The sequence below is a fragment of the Anatilimnocola aquadivae genome (assembly GCF_049819085.1).
Lineage (GTDB): Bacteria > Planctomycetota > Planctomycetia > Pirellulales > Pirellulaceae > Anatilimnocola.
Genome location: NZ_CP187419.1, coordinates 5,411,948 through 5,431,034, shown reverse-complemented (window position 1 = coordinate 5,431,034; position 19,087 = coordinate 5,411,948). Strand labels below are relative to the sequence as shown.

The window sequence follows — 19,087 nt, the reverse complement described above, 5'->3', positions numbered from 1 at the left end:
GTTACGGTTCGAGCGAGAGTTGGACTTCGAGCAGATCCTGTCCACGCTGAATGGTGAGACGGACCATGTCGACGCGGTCGACGAACGTCAACTCTTCGACCACCTGCTTGTGCGAGGGGACCAATTGCTCGTTGACGAACAGAATCAGATCGTCGGCGCGGATGCCGGCCTTGGCAGCGGGAGACATGGGACGAACCGACTCGACGAAAGGTGGTGTCTTGGGAAGAAAGTCGGGAACCAATTGCACACCCAAGGCGGCCAAGGTGTGAGCCTCTTTCGGCTTCTTCACCGTTTCGTCACGGGCGGCCGAGCGAAGTTTGCCCGCGCGAATATCGACGACTGCCTGCACCAGTTCCGAAACGGGAATTGCGTAATTGAGCCAGGTGTTGGTTTGCGAATTGCGCAGTTCCTTTCCCAGCAGGCCCGCCAACTCGCCTTTGCGATTGGTGAGCGCCCCACCGGCTGCTCCGGGATTGTTCGTCATGGCATCGAGGACGTAGACCTTGCCGCGATAGTTGGTTTCGAAAGCTCCGCGACGAGCAGCCAGATCGCTCTTGGCCGAGACGATGCCCCGCAGCACGCTGGTTGGTTCGTTACCGGCGGCCACGCCATAAAGATTGCTGAAGGCCAGCACCTTGTTACCGGGTTCCAGCGGGATCGCTTCGTCCAGGTTGAAGTGGGCCAGGTCTTGAGCGTCGACCTTGAGGACGGCGATCTCCAGGCGGGGATCCATGCCCACGACTTCGGCGGGCAGCTTGCGGCCATCGTCGAGCGTCGCGGTGACCACGTCGGCGTCGAGCACATAGCTCCAAACGGTGAGGATGTGACCTTCGCTGCTGATGACGAAACCGCTTTGATAGGCTTCCAAACCTTGCACGCCGCCCGCGCCATAGAGCTTGACCATGCGCGGCTGCACACCGCTGATGACCCCGGCGAGCGAGGTTTGAGCCTGTGCCGATGGTTGCTGCAGCAAGCCGGCAGTTGCTAACAGCAACAGCATTGCGAGAACCGAGCGGACGTTTTTCACTTGGAGGCTCCCTCGTCGCCCGGTTGCAATTGAATGTCGCTGAGAGTGAGTTTGCCGTAGACAAAGTCGCCGCGGCGAACTTCGAGCGAGTGCGGAAACTGCCGGCCGTTCACTTCGCGATAATCGCTGAAGCGAACTTCGCAGGGGTCTTCGTCGGGATCGGCGACCATTTCGAGCAATTGCAAATGTCCACTGGTGGGATCAAAGGCCAAGCGCATTTCGACCACATTGCGCGTCGCAATCATGACATCGGAGAGACCTTCGATATCTCGCTGCGGCGCGGTGCCATAGTAGTAGACATCGCCAAACTTCTCGGGACCTTCGACCAGGAGCTGCCGCCACAAATGGAGTGCGACCAGCAGTCCGCCGCTGCCGGCCGGAGCCAGTTGCTCGTCCAGGTCTTTCGCCAAATCAATGGTCGCCTTCTCGGCGGGGAAGATGCCTTCGGCTTTGTCGTTTGCCAGCGTCAACTCGATGGCACCGCCGCGCGAGTGTTGGCCCTTAAGCTTCCACTGCCCCTTGGCGTTGCTGAAGTCGGCGCCCGCTGTGGCAGCCTTCCAGACTCGTTCGCGGTTCTGCAAGTTGAAGTAGTAGTTGGCATAACCTCGGCGAGCTTGAATCAGCTTGGCCACTTCGGGCGGCGGCGGCTCGGCCTTGGGCTTTTCGCTGGCACCTGGCAGCTTGGGCAGGGGACGATCGGGAGCCGGCTTCTTTTCGCCCGGCATCTTCTCGGGTTCTTTGCCTTCGGGAGACTTGTCAGGATTTTTATCGGGAGTTTTGTCACCCGGTTTGGGCTTGGGCAGCGGAGCCTGCTTGGGCTTGCGTTGCACGAGTTCCAGCAGTTCTTCTTCCGCATGCACGCCGCTGAGCCGAACGTGCGTGCTGACGGTCTTGCCGTCGTAACGATACGTCAGCGGCACTCGCCAGCCCTTGGGATAAATCCCGAGCACATTCTTGAAGGCATTCGTCGTGTCGATCTGCCGACCGCCGAACGAAACCACTTCGGCATCGTAACGGAGGCCACGACGATAAGCGTCGGACGTTTCCAGGATGTTCGAGACGAGTACGCGGCCATCTTCACTGGTGCCGACATTAAAGCCGGCGGTGGCATGATCGACAAAGCGACCACTCTTCAAGCAGCCCAGAAAGTGCTTGATCTGGTTGATCGAAATGGCATACCCAACACCCACGTTAACCCGCCCGCGTTTCTCGAACGAGCCGCGGCCGTTTACGCCAATCAGGTCGCCGTTGGCATCGTAGAGCGGCCCGCCGCTATTGCCCGGGTTGATCGCTGCATCGGTCTGAATACAGTCGGCATACTCGAGCAGGGTTCCCGCAGGGTATTGATAGCGATGGGTACCCGACACAATGCCATAGGTGACCGTAGGCTGAAAATCGGTGGCGAGCAGAAAGGGATTGCCGACGGCAAAGCACCAATCGCCGACTTTTACCTGGTCGCTGTCGACCATCTTGGCCGTGGGGAAATCGTCGCGGCCGAGCAGCTTGATGACGGCGACGTCGCCGGTGGGATCGATGCCCACAATGACCGCGTCGTACAGCTGGCCGTCGTTCATGCTGCACTTCATGTAGCTGCCCGCAGGCTGTACCACGTGAAAGTTCGTCAGAGCGTAGCCATCGGGCGAAATCACCACTCCGGAGCCACCGCCATTGCCACCATTGGCAAAGACCGCCACTGCCGAACGACTGGCTTTGGCGATTGCTTCGATCCGTTGACGTTCGGCCGAGATAACGGCCGCTGGAACATCCTGGGCGAAGGCCTCCGCAGCCAGCGAAACGATTGTTAGCAACGCGGCAATGACAGGCAGCAAAGATCGTTGGCGAGCGTGACTCATTTCGTGAACCTCGCATCTTGGAAGTCGACCAGAGCACCCAAGCCTTGAGCACTGCTGGGAATCGCTTGCAAGCTGAGTCGGTGGACGCCGGTGATGTCGACTTCGATCAGCAGCGGCTTGCGTTCTCCGCCAGCGGGCAAATGATGCTTCGCGAGTTCCTTGCCGTCTCCCAAGATCACGACGTCGACATCGCTACCACTGCCCGGTTTGCTGCCCAGCATGACGCCGGCTCGGAACCAGCGAAAGTTCTCGGGAGTTCGATAGGTCGCTAGGCTCTTGCCTGTTAGCGAGATCGAAGCTGTGGGATTAGCCACCACATTGTTGGAGAGCCCCGGACGCTTACCCGCCAGCGGACCGAACCAGCCCGTGGCAGCGGCGGAGAGCCCCTTGGGCAGCAGCGCGCCGGACGCTTCGCTCAGTTCCATCGGCAGTTCGGCGAGCATGGCCACGTTGCCCGAGGAGAAGTTCAGTTGCTTGACGCGCGACAATGGCATCACCAGGTTCACACCAGCGGGCGTTACCCCCGAGAGTTGCGAGTCGGCAATTTCGACCGACTTGAGCCGCCACTTGCTGTCGGTTACGTCGGTCATTTTCAGATTCGCGGCAGGCAGTTCTCGCTTCACAGGCTGAAACAGCACGACGCCTTCAAGCTTCTCTCGCTTGACGGTAACAACGTCTCCATCGAAATCGAACTTGACGCTGTCGGGTCCAATCTGCAGCACGGTCCCTTCGAGTTCGTCGAGCGTGAGCGTGGACACTGTTTTCGTCTGTCCGCCTTCTTCGATTTCCTGCGTCGCCGTTTTGCGAAGCACCAGCACATCGCCCGAGCGAGTGCCAGCCAGAATCTCGTTCCAGGCAGGAGTCAGTTCATTATTGGTGGGATCGTAAAAGCGGATGGCGCGAATGGAGCGAGAAGGGATATCGCTCAGCTTGTCGCCGCCGAGCATCTCGATGGTGGCTTTACCGCTCAGTTGTGAAACACTCGCAGCGGCGATCTCGGAACCATCGAGCAACTGCAGCCACACGCGTGCTGTCTCCTGCTCCGGCAACGAAGATAGATCGACCGTCAGTACTTCGGGGGCGGGAATCACTTGCTCGCCCGCTGGCGTGCGGATCGTCAGTTTCTCGGCCGAGGCGGAGACTAGTTCGCCTGTCAGTTGATCGCCGCGCAATAGTTTCACCTGCACGTCTGCGGCGGGCGCAGCGGCGAGCAAGCAAAGCAGCGAGCAAACAGAAATCGTTCCCATGAGCAGTCGGTTACCCTTCTTCATCCAGCTTACTTCACGCCATCCTGAGCGAGGCGTTTAAAATACTCTTCGATCGTTTCGCGAAAGTGAGCAGGCAGGTCGCGACCAATTTGCTGCAGCACTTCCTGGCGTTCTTTCGGCGGCAAATTGCCCCAGCCCTCTTTCTTGCCGATGCTTTTCGAATCGACATTGCCGGGCCCCTTCAGTTCCGCAGCCTGGCTGTCTTGCATCGGGCTCGATGGCGTGGGCGAACCACTGCCGCTGCCCGCAGACTGTTGCTGTTGTTGCTGCTGTTTTTCCATCTCCTCGATCATTTTTTCGAGCTTGGCGATGACCTGCTCTTCTTCTTCGCGCACTTTCTTGCCGGCGCGGCCCAGATCGAGGCGGCGGCGAATATCGTCCATGAGGCGGGCGACTTCATCGAGGGAATCGACCTTCAGCGGCTTGATGTCAGCTTCCATCAGGCGGGCGATCGTGGCGTAACGGCGAGGAATCGTCGCTTCGTTTTCCAGGAGCAACGCGACGTTCTTCAGGCAGTTCTCTTTCTCCAGCAAACGATGTTGCCCGAGGGCCTGATAGAACAACAGCGAAGCGGGATCGGCGACATCGGCGGGAGTGAGTCCGCGCAGCTGAACGAGTGCTTCATCAACCAGATTGTGTTGGGCGAGCCAGCGAGCAATCACGAGGCGCAGGTTGCCGCGCACGAACAGCGGCACCGCTTCGTCGGAGAGAATCGCGGGAGCTGGAATTTTGAGAGCGTCCGCCGGTTGCTGCGTCGCTTCGTAAACGGCGGCAGCTTCGGCATCGATCACGGCGAGGGACGCGGCCACACGATCCAGCATGTCGCTGGGATCGAGGACGGCAGCATCGTCGGGCCACAGTGCCGAGACCTTCAGCTTCTGCGTTTCATCGGCCTTGCGGTCGACGAGCAGGTTTTCGAGCTGCTTCTTTACCTCTGCGGTGGTGGGCGGAGACCAACTGGCCTTCTTTTCCAGTTCGCCTACTGGCGCGTCGGCGGCGACGCCAGTTGAAGCCATCCCGGTCACAAACGCGACCAGCGCAACAAGCAGCAATCGAGTGCTGGAGCGAGGCTGGTAGATGATGCGTTGCATAGGTAATCCTCCGGCAAGCCTTAGGCTGGAACGCGGTCCTGCTATTTATTCTTTTCAAGGACGATGTCGCGGGTAATCCCGAAGATTTCTTTCTGACGATCGGCCAGCGCCTTCAAGGCAGCGAGCAGATCGGCACTATCGGCCTGACCAACCACATCTTGATCGTCCTGCAGCAGGCGCGAGTAACGAACGGTTCGCTTGTTCACTCGCTCTTGCAGCGATTTGATCATCTTCAGTTCGGCGATTTTATCGACAAGCGGCTTCTCTTGTTCCTGTTGTTGCTGCTGCTGTTGTTGCTGTTGCTGCTTCTTTTGCTCGGCGTCTTGCTGGGCCTTTTCCAGAGCGGCAATCAATTCCTCTAGCGAACCGATGATGTCTTCTTCGAGACCGACCGTGATATCGTCAATCTTCGTTTCGGCCAGTCTTTCGGAGACTTGCAGCATGTCTTCTTCCATCTGAGCGACGGTGGCGGGAAAGGCGATACTCGAACCTTCTTCCTGCAACAGCGTGAGTGCCTTGCGGGCTTCGACGGCAATCTTGCGTTCTTCGAAACCCAGGCGACCGGCTTCAACCACGTACTGATCGCCACGATTAGGCTCAGCAACTTGATCGAGACGCCGCGTGCTTTCGTAGACCTTCAGTTGCATCTCCAGCATCTTGCGAAAGCGAGCTTCCAGAGCTGCCAAGGTGCGTTGAACTTCTTCCTCGCGCAGCTGACGCAGGATTTCTTCGAGCTCTGCCTTCGCTTTTTCGAGTTCTTCCTTGGCTTCGCGCTGCTGCTCAGCCGATTCCTTCCGCTTGGCTTCGGCCAGCTTCTTTTGAGCTGCCTTCATCTTCTCCTCGGCTGCCTCTAGTCGCTTGCGAGCGGGGTTTTCTTGCTTCGCTTGTTCTTCTTGTTGCTGCTGCTCACCCGGCTTGGATTCGCCTGATTCACCGGGCTTCTGCTCACCGGGCTTCTGCTCACCCGGCTTTTGCTCACCCGGCTTTTGCTCACCCGGCTTTTGCTCACCCGGCTTTTGCTCACCCGGCTTTTGCTCACCCGGCTTTTGCTCACCGGGCTTCTGCTCACCAGGCTTCTGCTCACCCGGCTTCTGCTCACTAGGCTTCTGCTCACCGGGCTTCTGCTCACCGGGCTTCTGCTCACCGGGCTTCTGCTCACCGGGCTTCTGCTCACCGGGCTTCTGCTCACCGGGCTTCTGCTCACCGGGCTTTTGTTCGCCGGGCTTTTGTTCGCCGGGCTTCTGTTCGCCAGGTTTGTCTTCTGGATTCTTGGCTTCGCCATCGGGATCTTCAGCATCCGGTTTGCCGGGCTTCTGCTCGCCCCCTTCTTCGTTTTCTTTGATCTTTTTGGCGAGGTCGCCGGTCCGCTCGCCCAGCTTCTCCTGATCTTTGGAAACTCGTTCCAAATCGGCACCACCTTCGGTTTGCCCTTCCAGCGATTTCTGCAGCCGAATCAGACGCTCGACTTCTTTGATGTATTCCTTGATTCGCTTTTGTTCGCTCTGCAGCCGATCGCTGCGATCTTCGCTCATCAGCAGGTCGAGGAGCGACTTGAGATCGGTTTGAACCTGAGACTGTCCATCGAGAGCCCGCTTGAGTTGCTTTTGACCAAGAAGCTTCACGACCGATTCAAGCTGTGTTTTGGTCAGTTTCTCTTTCGATTGCTCAATCGCTCGCAGCAGGAGCGCCGCGCGGCGCGGATTGTTCGCCTGCTCGATGGACGACATCTTAAGGAGCAGTTCCTCAAGCCGGGCGTACTTGCTGGCGACTCGTTCCTGCTCCAGAGCGATGTCATCGGTAACTGCCGGAGTGCCGGGCGAAGCTGCCTCTGTAGGCTTCGCTTCTTGCGCCAGGGCGTTTACGGGCAGCAGTGCAACGAAGGAACCAGCAACGAGAGCGGCACAAGCGGCGAGCGACTGCCTCGCCAACCGGGTAGCTGAGAATCCTGTAGCCATCGTGCAAACCCTCCTAAGCTGGAATCATCATCCAGACCTTCGTTGTACCGGTTTTTCTGCTTTCGTTCCAACGATTTACGCAGCAACTATTTCAAATCTTCCAGTGCCTGACGGCGTCGTTCCTGCTTGGTGCGGTCGATCAGCTTTTCCTGCTCGCCCAGCAAGTCACGAACAATATCGAGCAATTCGTTAAATGTTTCCAGATCAAGCATCTTTTGCAGCACCGCATCGAGTTCGGCGATTGTGTCGGTGGCCTGCTGCAGTGCGTCATCCGCCAGGGCAGGCGAATCGGTGGCCATGGGCGACAACTTGCCCAGCGCCTCTTCCAGGGCCTGCAACTGACCGTCGAGGGCCGGGAACGAGGTCTGGCAAATGGTCTGCAGCGGGTCGGCGATCTGTTCCTTCAGCCGCTGCTTGCGATCTTCGGTATCGACCCGGTTGTTGATCAGTTCTTCGCGAATATCGGCGAACCCACCGGCGACGCCAAGCGTTTCCTGTCCCGACTTCTGGCTCTGTTGAAAGGCTCGCTGGACGCGGATCAGCCGCAACTCGGCCCTCGCCTTGGCAATATCTTCGGGAGACTTTGGCTTGTCGCCGCTATCGTCACTGCGCACTTCCTCGGGGTCGACATTGCCAGCCGTCATGGGGCCCAAACTCGATTTCACCCGCAATAGTGAATCGCGCAGTTGGTTCATTTCTTCGATGATCTGTTCCATCCGCCGTCGCAGGCCAATCTCGCGTACTTCCAACTGGGCGAGCAACTCCTCGGGAGTCACCACGTCGAGCGCATACACCTGACCGGTACCATCGTGCGGTTCTTTGCCATTCAGATTGAACCGATCCTTGGCTTTCACGCTCAGGATCAGCTTCCCCTTGGGCTGCAACTCATACGATTTATCTTGCGATCGGAGCGCACGGAAGTCGAACTCCTGCTCGACCGCGCCTCCCTTGCCCAGATCGAAAGGCAATGCACGCGGATCAGCGCTATCGGCGGTTTGCACTTGCAGGCGAGCGACCGGTTGAGACCCGCTTTTGCCCTGTTCGATGCCGTAGTCGTCGTTGATCGTGCCGCGAATCGGAATCTGCACATTGGGCGTCACCGAAGAACCGATTCCCTTCAGCGAAACTTCGATCTGCGGCGGTTGATCCTCGATGGCCGAGAGAAATACCCGGTGAGGCTGTTCGGTCGTAACACCGTCGGTATCGACGAGCGAAACCTCGAGCGCCACGTTCTTATCCAGGCTGGGAATCTGGCAGGTGAAGCGGGTCGGGTCCTGTGGATCGAGCTTCGCAGGGTACTTCCAAACGATCTTGGCTTTGGCTGCCGAATCGGTAACTTCTTCCGCTTCCTTCATCGCTGTGGGATCAATGACGGTCGCTTCTTTCAGGTTCTTGCTCGAGCGGAACTTGAGCGTGACCTGGGTTCCGGCTGGTTGGAACTCACCGGAGGGCAGGTAGGTCTTATCGAGCTTGGGAAGATAGCTACTTGTGGCGTCATCGCGAATATACGCCGGGTAGACCAGGTCCAGCAGCGTCTCCACGACAGCGGGACTTTCGACGACATCAATCACGTAGTTCCGCACGCGATGGTCGTAACCGACGACATCGAACTGCAGCGTGGAGAGAATTCCTTTGAACGGCTTTTCTTCGAGCCAGAAATTGCGATACGAGCCTTGATCGCGGAATTGTTGCATCGCAACTCTTCCTCGTTCGCTACGTACGCCTTCGCGCGCCTGGCTGAAGTAATGGACGGTACAGGATTGGGGAACGACCTTCACGATTGAGGCGGGCTCGCCCGTCGAGGTTTCGGTTGGCGAGCTTGGTAGTGCCGCCCGGACGCGGAGCGTGATATTGGCTCCCTTAGCCACCTTCACGTGATTGTTGACGAACTCCATCGTGTGAGGACGAGGAGCCGGATCGTCTGCCGTGGGTGTGCGCTGCACATCGATCCCCACCACTTCAATCTGCGCCTGCCGCGGCCAGGGTTCATCTTGCAATAGTAGCAGGCGGTTTACGGCGGTTTGCAAGGTCTTGAAGGATTGCTCGCTGCCGAAAGCAACAGCGGCCAGCGAACCAACGAGGCACAGCGCCAGAAAGAGCAAGGTGAAGAGTCGCGCGAGGTTGAAGACCTGGCCATAACGAACCTTGGGAAGCAATTGCCGAGCTTCGTTCGACGTGCGGTCGAACATTGCGGTGTTGAATTCCACTTCATCCGGATGTCGCTGGCCCAACTCGACCGAGGTCATCAGCGTATCGTTGAAATCTTGAAAGCGCCGCTCCAGCAGCATGGCCATGCTCTCATCGCTCAGTTGCACAAAGGCCCGTTGAGCGATGTAGCGATAAAAGATGTAGCCCAGACCACCCGCCATCACCAGCAACATCACCGCGCGGGCTGCGAGTGGCATTTCGCTTGCACCAACAATCACCGGCAAATAGTCGAGGGCCAGGGCGAGCCAGAAGGTGATGCCCAGCCAAATCACGCCGCGCGCCAAACCTTCCAGCCAAACGTACAAGCGAATCCGCGCGCGCAGACCAGCCAAGACACGACGAAAGTCGTCGGCCAGCGGAATCATCTTGGCGGTAGTGGTGCTCATATGCTCTAGGCCAATTTGCTCAAGCGACGGAACAACCATTCCAGACACAGGGCACCGCAAATGAGTGCCATGAGCCAGATCATCAACAGGCGGTCGAACGTGCGATCGGGTGTGCCGGGCAACACATTCAATTGATCTTGCGGTTTGATGAGTTCCGCGAGCGTTTTGTTACTTGCGGACTTGCTCTGCAAGGCAGCATCGAGGCCAACGAAATACTGGCCTCCGGTCCGATCGGTCAATTCTCGCAGTAGCTTGTCGTTTCGCTCGGGCTTCTCGGTTTCGAGCGCCGGCATCCGCACACGGACATCGCGAACCAACAGCGAATCGGCCGCTGCCGGATGTTGCAGCTGAATCTGATAGTCGCCTTCTTGCAGGGCAATGAACTGCTCGGTGAAGGTCCCCTGACGATCGGCATCCTTGGTCTTACGCAGGGTGAATGGAATGCGGGTGCTGTCGGGCTGAATGATCGTCGCCGCGACTTGTTCGGCCTGCAGCGGTTTGAACTGAGCGTCTTGCAACACGGCCCGAACAGCGATGGGATCGCCCAAGAGTGCGCGGTCTTTATCCGTCAGCAAAACACCTCGGCTGGAATCTCTCAGCCGGCGACCTTCGGAAACCCAGCGCAACAGACGAGTATAGAACGTCTCAAAATAAACGTCATTCTCGGCTCGCACGCGCCACAGTTCACCACTGGCCATGAAGAACACGCGCCCTGAGCCATAAAAATGACCAGCAAAGTACACGGGCAGTTCGTTATCGAGGGCTGTATCGGGATCGCTGAAGCGCGCATAAACACGAGCGCCCGGTTTGGGATCTTTCACCGCGTAGTAGCCAAACACTCCGCCCGAATCGGTCCAGGCTTGCTTGCTGGCTTCAGCCGTTTCGTCAATCCACAAAAACTCAGCTTCGTCCCCTTCCCGAGTGAACGTGATGGGCCACGCTTTGTCGGAGCCAAATCGACCCAAGCTGAGGGTGGCAGAACCCTGGAAGTAAAAGGAAATCGGATAGAGGTTCTTGATCGTATCGATGCGTGGATCGCCGCGACGGCGACTGCTCCACTGCGGCGTGAAGACAGGCCCCGCGACGACAACCAAGCCGCCACCTTTTTCGGCAACAAACTGTTCGAGCAGGTTGACTTGCTTCTCGTCGAAGGCTTCCCAATCGGGATCGAAGGCAACAATCGCGTCGTATTCGAAGAGTTCATCGGGATCGGTGGGGAATGACGTGAGAATCTCGTGCGCATCTTGCGAAATGCCCGGTCGAGCCGATTGCAACAGCACGTGGACGGTGGACTCTTTATCGCGGAACAGTTGATTGCGCAGGAAGATGAAATCGCGAGTGGGACCACCGGCGATGAGCAGCACCTTGGTCTTGCGGTCGACGATCTCGACTTTGGCCGTCTTCTCGTTGTCTCGTTTTTCGATCTCGCCGGCCTGCGGTGCGACCCGCAGCTTGTAGAGCCGAATGCCTTCTTCTTCCGGCTTGAGTTCGAACTTCACCGGAATGATCTGGCCTGTCTTGCCGATATCGACGGTGACTTGATCTTCGACTTGTTCCAGGTTGCCGTCGGCGTCGCTGGAGACCAGTTCGGCCGTTAGTGAAGTCTGATTTAGGCCAACACCTTGAACGTAACCACTGACCGTGAACTTATCGCCGGGAAAGACTTTTTCGGGAGCTTCGAGGTCGACCACACGGACGTTGGCCGGACGCTTGTCGGAACCGAGGCCGACGCCGTGCACGCTGATGAGAGAATCGGCAGCGACGGTTGCGGCGACGGAGACATCGAGGCCAGCGTTCTGACCACCATCCGAAAACACGATGATGCCGGCAATCGGGCCGCCCCGTTCTTTGTCGACGAGCGACTTCAAATTGTCGCCCAAGCGAGTTTCGACACCGCGTGGCAACAACTGGTTTGCCCAATCGATGGGTGGCAGTTCAACTGGTTTGCTGTCGGTTTCTGTCGCCTGTTTCACCTTCGGTTCACTGAGTCCGAGGATGGCAGCAATACTGATATCGGGATGGAGCAGATTCGCGGTTCCAAAGATCACCACGGCGATGATGAGGCAGACGACACTCACGAGCAGGGAATAGGCACTTTGCTCTGCCCCCGATTTTCGCTGAGCTGCGGATTGCGCCGCGCTGGGCCTGCCCCAGAGCAGATAGACAACGCCCGCAATGATCGCGACGAGCAGAACGCCTGCTGCCAGTAGCGCTAACTTGCGAGAATTGGCGAGCGAAGTGAGCAGTTCCTGCTGCGGTGTTTGATTCTCGTCAGCCGCGTTCTCACTCGGCAGCTTGGGAAGTGAAGCAACCTCGACGGGTGCTTCAGCGGCATCGAAACGATAAACGACTACGTCGTGCAGCTTGCGAAGTTCCGGCAACAGCTTGCCGTTCTTCAGCTCAAGCACCAGTTGTTCCAGCCGACTGGGCATGGCGGGAACCGAAGTCGAGTCGGCATCGCGCAGCCCCATGCTTTGGCTCGTATCGACCAGGAGCAAGGCCCGCGAGTTTTTGACGATTGTTTTCTGCGTTCGCTTTTCGAGTTGGAAGAAGAACAGCAAAATACCAAGCAGCGCGAACAAGCGCAGGCCGCCCAGCAGGAGCGCCAGGCCAGTCGATAGCTCGATGCTGTCCTTGCGATACATCCAGACGACGTAGCTGACGATGGCCGCGATCACGGCGATGAGCAGCAGCCACTGCCACCACTCCGAGAGTGACTGCAGTCGAGCTAACTGGTAATAGACGCCGCCCACATTGTCGGCAGCGAGGATGGTTGGAGTGATCATACGCGCGACCCTCCGACCAGGCGTTGAAACGGATGATAGCTGGCCGAATAGGCAAGAGCCTGTTCGCCAATTAGCAAAGCCACAAGCAGTCCCATGACCAGCAAGCTGAGGTTGTAACCGGAAGCGACCGCTTCGCCCTGCTGGTATTGCTCGGCCACATGATGCGAGGCTCGCACTGGCTCGATCGTTTTGAGCAGCGTATCGCTGGAAAGCCGAGCAAGGTTTCCCTCTTCGGGTTCGACGTTGAGCGCCCAACGACGCAGGTCGACATCACCCTTCAGCGAAATGGGCCACGCTTCGTAAATGCCGGCGAGATCGGTTTCGGTATTGCGCCGGCCATCGAGCAGGCCACCACCGACTCCAGCGGTCAGCTGGTCGGCCGACTTCTCAGCGATTTGAGCAATCTTGAAACGTGTGTCTTCTTTCTTACCGGGGAGCACGAAACTGATCTCATTGCGATACTGACTGGCCGGCAGTTGCAGAGCGAGCGGTGTGCCGACCAGGCGTGGGTCGTCGAGACGTTTGGGGTTGGCCAGGTGCGATTGCATCTTCAGCGCGAGAACTACAAAGCTGGGGTTTTTTGCCCAGTCATTCCAAAGCGGAGCAGCGGTTGTGAGTGCCAGAACCACCTTTCCTTCGCCAAACTGTTTTTCGACAAACAGAGGACTGCGATCGCGTAGGCGGGCAATCACTTCGGTGCCACTTTGCGGTGCCGGCTTCCAACTGGGGAGCAGACGCCGAAACTTGAAGACCGTGACACCGCGAATCAGCGGATTGGCTTCCGTCAGAAAGAAGTTGAAAATCGGATGTTTGTCCAAGTCGAGGTCTGGAGTTTGGCCGTCAATGTCTTCGCCGAGCGTCGCTTCGTCGCCAAGCGGAGCGGGCAACATCCCCTGGCCATCACGATACAAACTGCGATTGTAAAAATCGGTCAACACTGCCGGGCCTGCGAAGATGGCTACGCCACCACCGCCGCGCACGTAGGTTTCTAGTGATTCGACCGCTCGGCCATCGAGGCGAGGGACATCGAGCAAGTAGATCGTCGAATAAGCGTTGAGCGTCTGCGGGGTCGCATCGCGCAGAAACGAGACAGGCTGAATGTCGGGACGAATGCCGGTATTGGATTTTTGCAACGGACGAAAGCCAACCTCCAGGTAGTACGCATTCAGCTGTTCGGTGGTGCCGTCGATGATGAGTGTCTTTTCGCCGTCAGGAAAATTGACCACGCACCAGCGGTGATTGTCGGCCAAGACAGGATCTTCCGGCAGGATCGCTTCGACAACATGCTTGCCCGGCTTCTCATAAAAGACTTGCACGCGGCGCGTGATCGTTTCGCCGGGGCCGATCTCGTCGATAAGGAGTGTGGCGATTTCTTCCGTGGAACTGGCTAGCTGTTCGGGACTCGCGCCCGTTGCGGAGGCGTCTTCGTAGGTTGTCGAGCGGACTTTCACTTGCACTTTGCTGGCTGGCTTGGTGCCGTGATTTCGCACGCTGACGAAGACAAACAGCGGCACGCCGGCAGCGCGGGTTTCCTCAGCAGGAGATACATCGACAATGCCCAGATTCGCCGAGGCGCTGCGAGCACAGTCAACAAGGTGAATCTCGGCACCGAGCGTTTGAATGTCGAGCAGCGACTGCCGCAGCTCTTTCGGGCTTTCCCAATCTTTCTGGCGAAAGTCGGAAAGCAAATACACGATGCTGGTCTCGTCGCGTCCCTGGCCCATCAGTTGCTTGATCGCTTGGAGCGACTCGAGCGGCGAGAGTGACAGAGCGGTCGGTTCAAACAGCCGCTGCTTCTGCTCAAGTGTTTCGTCGAAGGCGGCGTTTAAAACTTCGGCATTAAAATCAGCCTGGCTGGTGGCGGATGCTTCGGCGTCTGTACTGCTGGGAGACTTCACCTGCGAGAAGCGAATCAGCGTGAGCTTCTGCTGGCCATCTTGCTGCTCCGCGCGAGCAACGACCGAGCGAGTCACTTGCTTGGCCAGATCCAGGGCACTGGCTCCAGCAACGCGGTCCGACATGGAATAGCTATCGTCCATGACGATGTAGTGGTGTGTGACCTTGCCACCAAAGATCGCCAGCCATTGATCGCGCGTCTTTAATTGCGCGAGCATGGCCACGATCAGGCCGATGATCGCCATTCGCGACAGCAGCAGCAGTAACTGCTTGAGCCACACCCAGGTGCGGTGTTTCTTATAGCTCTGCAGCAAAAACTCCATGGCGGCCCACTGCACGCGCTTGTGCCGCATCATGTTGATCAAATGGATCAACACGGGCAGTATCGCCAGCAGAAAACCGCCAATCAGAGCTTGGTGAACGAATTGCATGAAACGAGTTTGAAGTTCCTAGTTCGTAGTTTGAAGTTCTCGGAGTTCGATGTTCGTTGACAATAACTGCGAACTACGAACTACGAACTGCAAACTTCGAACTGTTAGTATCTGTTCATCACCGCGAGTCGTTTACTGAGGTACGTAGCGAGCACCGCATCCAGCGGGTCGCTGGTGCGGACGAGAGCGTAGTCGCAAGCAGCTTTGGCACACTCGCGACGAACTTCGTCGAGGAATGCATGGAGTGCAGCGAGATAGCCTTCGCGAAGTGCGCGCGGGTTGCAGTTCAAAAAGTCATCGCTTTCGAGACCATCAAAACGCATCGGGCCGTTGAAGGGAAAATCGAGTTCGTCGTCGTCCATCACGTGGAAGACGAGCACGTCGTGACCGCGCTGGCGGAGCATCCGCAAACCTTTGATGAGGCCAGGACGATCGGCGAGCAAGTCCGAAACGAGTACCACGAGTCCGCGGCGCGGCAAACCTTCGGCGGCGTTGCGCAAGACCGCGTACATGTCGGTTTTGTCGGTTTGCGTTTGGGTCGCGAGCGCAGCGGTGATCGCCAGAATGTGATTGTGCTGCGAACGACTCGGGACCTGTGTTCGCAGGCGATCGTCGAAGGTCACGCAGCCGACTGAGTCTTGCTGGCGCAGCACCATGTAGCCGAGCGTGGCTGCAAGGGTGCTGGCGTATTCGAACTTGTTGAAGGTGCCATTGCCGTACTGCATGCTCTTCGAAATGTCGACGAGCAAGTGGCAGCGAAGATTGGTTTCTTCTTCGAACTGCTTGATGTAGAGACGATCTTGCCGCGCCCAGACTTTCCAGTCGACGTGCCGCAGATCGTCGCCGATCACGTATTCGCGATGCTGCAGAAACTCGACCGATTGCCCAAAGTAGGGGCTGCGATGCATACCCGAAAGAAACCCTTCGACGATGTGCCGCGCCCGAACTTCCAGCCGGGAGATCCGCTTGATCGCCTCAGGATGCAAAAATCTTTTTGAATCGGGCATCGTTGGTCAGCGCATCTTCTTTGCTGGGGGTAACCGAAACGAGTTGATCGATAATCTTGTCGGCGGAGATTCCATCACTCTGCGCGGCAAAATTCACCACGATGCGATGTCGCAGCACTGGCTTGGCCAAGGCGGCGATATCGTCCGTTGTCACATGCGTGCGGCCGTGCAGCAGGGCACGGGCCTTACCGCCGAGAATCAAAAACTGCACAGCGCGGGGACCAGCACCCCAGCCCACTTGATCCTGCACAAAGTCAGGAACGCCGGGCGTGCCGATGCGGGTTTGGCGGACGATCGAGAGGGCGTAGCGAATGATGTGATCGCTGACGGGGACTTCGCGGACGGTCTTTTGCAGCGCGATGATCTCTTCGCCGGAAAGGGCCGGCTGAATGCGGTCGACTTGCACGGCCGTCGTGCGGCGAGCCACTTCGAATTCTTCGAGGAAGCTCGGGTAGTTCACAAACACTTTGAACATGAAGCGATCCTGCTGCGCTTCGGGCAGCGGATACGTTCCTTCTTGTTCGATCGGGTTTTGTGTGGCGAGCACAAAGAAGGGATCGCTGAGCAGATGCCGAGTACGGCCCACGGTAACCGTGCGCTCTTGCATCGCTTCCAACAGAGCCGCTTGGGTCTTGGGGGGCGTGCGGTTGATTTCGTCCGCCAGAATCATGTTCGAAAAGAGCGGGCCTTCGAGGAAGCGGCGTTCGCGGCTGCCGGTCGAGCGGTTTTCTTCGATGATGTCGGTGCCGGTGATGTCGGCGGGCATCAAGTCGGGGGTGAACTGAATCCGCTGGAACGACAGGTTGAGCGAGCGAGCCAGCGTGCTGATGAGGAGCGTCTTGGCGAGGCCAGGCACACCTTCGAGCAGGCAGTGCCCCCGGGCAAACATGCAAATCAGCAGTTCCTCGATGACTTCCGTCTGGCCGACAATCACCTGCGATAGTTGTTCGACAATCTTCTCGCGGGCTTCACTCAATCGGCGAATTGCCGAAGCATCGGCTGCGGGCGTGTTCTGGTCGTCGCTCATCGATTGGGCTGTCCTTGGTGGGCGTGGAAGCTGGCAGACACGTTTCGCACTGCACGAAAACAGGCGGCAGGACGGGGCAAACTGCTGACGAGCGGAGAGGAGAGGGACTCGCAGCGGTCACGAACTAAGCCTAATTCCCAGAAAGTGTTGTGTTAAGTAAAGGGAACGATTTCCCGACTTTTCCCGGCCGCTGAGATCGCCGGTTTCTATTCCTCCCTTGGTTAGTGCAAGCGAATCGCCCGAAAGTTCATCCCAATTTAACAGCTTTGCCGATTGAATTGGTTTGGCGGAATGCAGCAAGCCCCGGAAGCAGTTAAGATTGGCCCCTTTAGACAAGCAACGGATGATTCGAGTTTTCAGGTAGCAGGTGATGCATGGCGGAGAGCAAGGCTTATTTGGCGGTCGATTTGGGGGCCTCCAGCGGACGAGTAGTTGCCGGTTTGTTTGACGGGGAAAAGGTCACGCTCGAGGAAGCTTTTCGATTCGAGAACGGGGGCGTCGCTGCTGGCGGACATCTGTATTGGGACCTGCTCAATCAATGGTCGAATGTCGTGAAGGGATTGCGGGCTGCCGCTACGAAGCACGGCGGGCAAATTCGGAGTGTGGGTGTCGATACCTGGGGTGTCGATTTCGGCCTGCTGGGCCGGAATGACGAATTGCTAGGCAATCCGTATCATTACCGCGATACCCGCACCGTCGGACTCATGGAAAAGGCCTTCCAAACGGTTCCTCGCGCCGAGATCTTTGCCCAGACCGGTCTGCAGTTCATGGAGTTCAACACGCTCTATCAGCTGATCGCCATGCGGCAAAGCAACTCCCCACTGCTCGAAATGGCCGAGCACCTGCTGATGATTCCGGACCTCTTTCATTGGCTCCTCACCGGTGTGAAGGCTAATGAATATACGGATGTCTCGACCTCACAGTTCTACAATCCGCAAACAGGCGACTTTGCCCGGCCATTGCTGGAGAAGTTTAACCTGCCGACCAATATTCTCGGGCCGCTGGTAAAGCCCGGAGATAAATTGGGACCAATCCAGAAATCGGTGGCCGAAGAAACGGGCCTCCACAATGTGCAGGTCGTGCTGCCGGGCACTCACGACACGGCCAGTGCCGTCATGGCGGTGCCAGCGGCAAGTGTGCCGGGCGCGAAGCCCGACTGGTGCTACATCAGCAGTGGCACGTGGTCGCTGATGGGTGTCGAAACTCCGCAGCCCATCATCAACGACCGCATGTATCAGTTGAACTTCACCAACGAAGGTGGCGTAGGCGGCACCACTCGCGTGCTGAAGAACATCGCCGGATTGTGGCTGGTGCAGCAATGTCGCCACTTGTGGAAACAGCAGGGGCACGAGTTTGGTTGGGAAGAGTTGACTCGCCGCGCCGGTGAAACGCAACCGCTCCTCTCGCTGGTCGATCCCGATGCGCCGGCTTTTGTCGCCCCGCGCGATATGCCGGCTGCGATCCGCGACTATTGCGGCCAAACGGGGCAGCCTGTGCCGCCAAGCGAAGGCGCGGTCATTCGCTGTGCACTCGAAAGCCTGGCGCTACGTTACCGGATGGTTCTGGGCCTGCTTGAAGAACTCGTCGGCGGCGAATTGAAGACGATTCATATTGTGGGTGGCGGTTCGCTGAATCGCTTGCTTTGCCAGATGACCGCCGACTGCTGCAATCGCCGCGTGGTTGCCGGGCCGGTCGAAGCCACCGCCATTGGCAACGTCATGTTGCAAGCGGTGACCGATGGCGCGGTCGGCAGTATCGCTCAGGCGCGCGAAGTTATTCGCCACAGCTTTTCGGTGCAGCAATTTCTGCCGCAAAACACCTGGCCATGGAATGGAGCCTACGAACGGTTCACGCAACTGGTGCAGAAGACTGTGAAGTAGCACGGTGTCGCTGTGGTGCGGTGGCGCTGTGTTATTAAAATGTAATCACAAATAACAAAACAGATTCTTGACAACAGATCACCACTGTGGGCTAATTTTCGGGATGTTCTCTCACAGTTTGGTGGCTGAGGTGCGGGCCGTGCGGCGCGGTTTTGGGTTCTGTCGAACTTGTTGCTTCGATTGAGGAGCGTGTCCAACAATTAGCCCAATTGGTGGACAAACAGAGTGAGTTGCCAAAGTTTCCCGAGAATCGCAAGTGTCAGAGCTACCAA

The 19,087-nt window shown here is 57.9% G+C and carries 11 protein-coding genes; 1 reads left to right on the top strand and 10 read right to left on the bottom strand.

Annotation, left to right across the window (positions count from 1 at the left end; translation table 11 throughout):
* Position 1: 1 nt before the first annotated feature.
* The 10 genes from NA78x_RS21360 to NA78x_RS21315 form a co-directional block, all read right to left on the bottom strand.
* Positions 2-1,027, bottom strand: a complete 1,026-nt coding sequence (locus NA78x_RS21360; RefSeq protein ID WP_425614408.1) for a S1C family serine protease — start codon at positions 1,025-1,027, stop codon at positions 2-4.
* On the bottom strand, positions 1,024-2,880 hold the full coding sequence (locus tag NA78x_RS21355; RefSeq protein ID WP_425614407.1) for a trypsin-like peptidase domain-containing protein: 1,857 nt from the start codon (positions 2,878-2,880) through the stop codon (positions 1,024-1,026). Before NA78x_RS21355 ends, NA78x_RS21360 begins: the two co-directional genes overlap by 4 nt.
* On the bottom strand, positions 2,877-4,151 hold the full coding sequence (locus NA78x_RS21350; RefSeq protein WP_425614406.1) for an NPCBM/NEW2 domain-containing protein: 1,275 nt from the start codon (positions 4,149-4,151) through the stop codon (positions 2,877-2,879). Before NA78x_RS21350 ends, NA78x_RS21355 begins: the two co-directional genes overlap by 4 nt.
* Positions 4,152-4,156: 5 nt before the next feature.
* The gene (locus NA78x_RS21345) at positions 4,157-5,239 is read right to left on the bottom strand and encodes a hypothetical protein (protein ID WP_425614405.1); all 1,083 of its coding nucleotides are present in this window, start codon (positions 5,237-5,239) and stop codon (positions 4,157-4,159) included.
* 41 nt (positions 5,240-5,280) lie between these two features.
* A complete protein-coding gene (locus NA78x_RS21340; RefSeq protein ID WP_425614404.1) occupies positions 5,281-7,194 on the bottom strand; it encodes a hypothetical protein in 1,914 nt (637 codons plus the stop codon).
* 86 nt (positions 7,195-7,280) lie between these two features.
* Positions 7,281-9,788 carry a hypothetical protein gene (locus NA78x_RS21335; protein ID WP_425614403.1) on the bottom strand — a complete coding sequence of 836 codons (2,508 nt, stop codon included), beginning with the start codon at positions 9,786-9,788 and terminating at the stop codon, positions 7,281-7,283.
* A gap of 5 nt (positions 9,789-9,793) precedes the next feature.
* Positions 9,794-12,574 carry a hypothetical protein gene (locus tag NA78x_RS21330; RefSeq protein ID WP_425614402.1) on the bottom strand — a complete coding sequence of 927 codons (2,781 nt, stop codon included), beginning with the start codon at positions 12,572-12,574 and terminating at the stop codon, positions 9,794-9,796.
* Positions 12,571-14,901, bottom strand: a complete 2,331-nt coding sequence (locus tag NA78x_RS21325) for a BatA domain-containing protein (RefSeq protein ID WP_425614401.1) — start codon at positions 14,899-14,901, stop codon at positions 12,571-12,573. Before NA78x_RS21325 ends, NA78x_RS21330 begins: the two co-directional genes overlap by 4 nt.
* A gap of 104 nt (positions 14,902-15,005) precedes the next feature.
* On the bottom strand, positions 15,006-15,908 hold the full coding sequence (locus NA78x_RS21320; protein WP_425614400.1) for a DUF58 domain-containing protein: 903 nt from the start codon (positions 15,906-15,908) through the stop codon (positions 15,006-15,008).
* A complete protein-coding gene (locus tag NA78x_RS21315; RefSeq protein ID WP_425614399.1) occupies positions 15,877-16,935 on the bottom strand; it encodes an AAA family ATPase in 1,059 nt (352 codons plus the stop codon). The genes NA78x_RS21320 and NA78x_RS21315 overlap by 32 nt, the downstream gene beginning before the upstream one ends.
* A gap of 374 nt (positions 16,936-17,309) precedes the next feature.
* Between NA78x_RS21315 and NA78x_RS21310 the strand changes: the two genes are divergently transcribed.
* Entirely contained in the window at positions 17,310-18,815 is a 1,506-nt protein-coding gene (locus NA78x_RS21310) for a rhamnulokinase (protein ID WP_425614398.1), read from the top strand.
* Positions 18,816-19,087 lie beyond the last annotated feature (272 nt).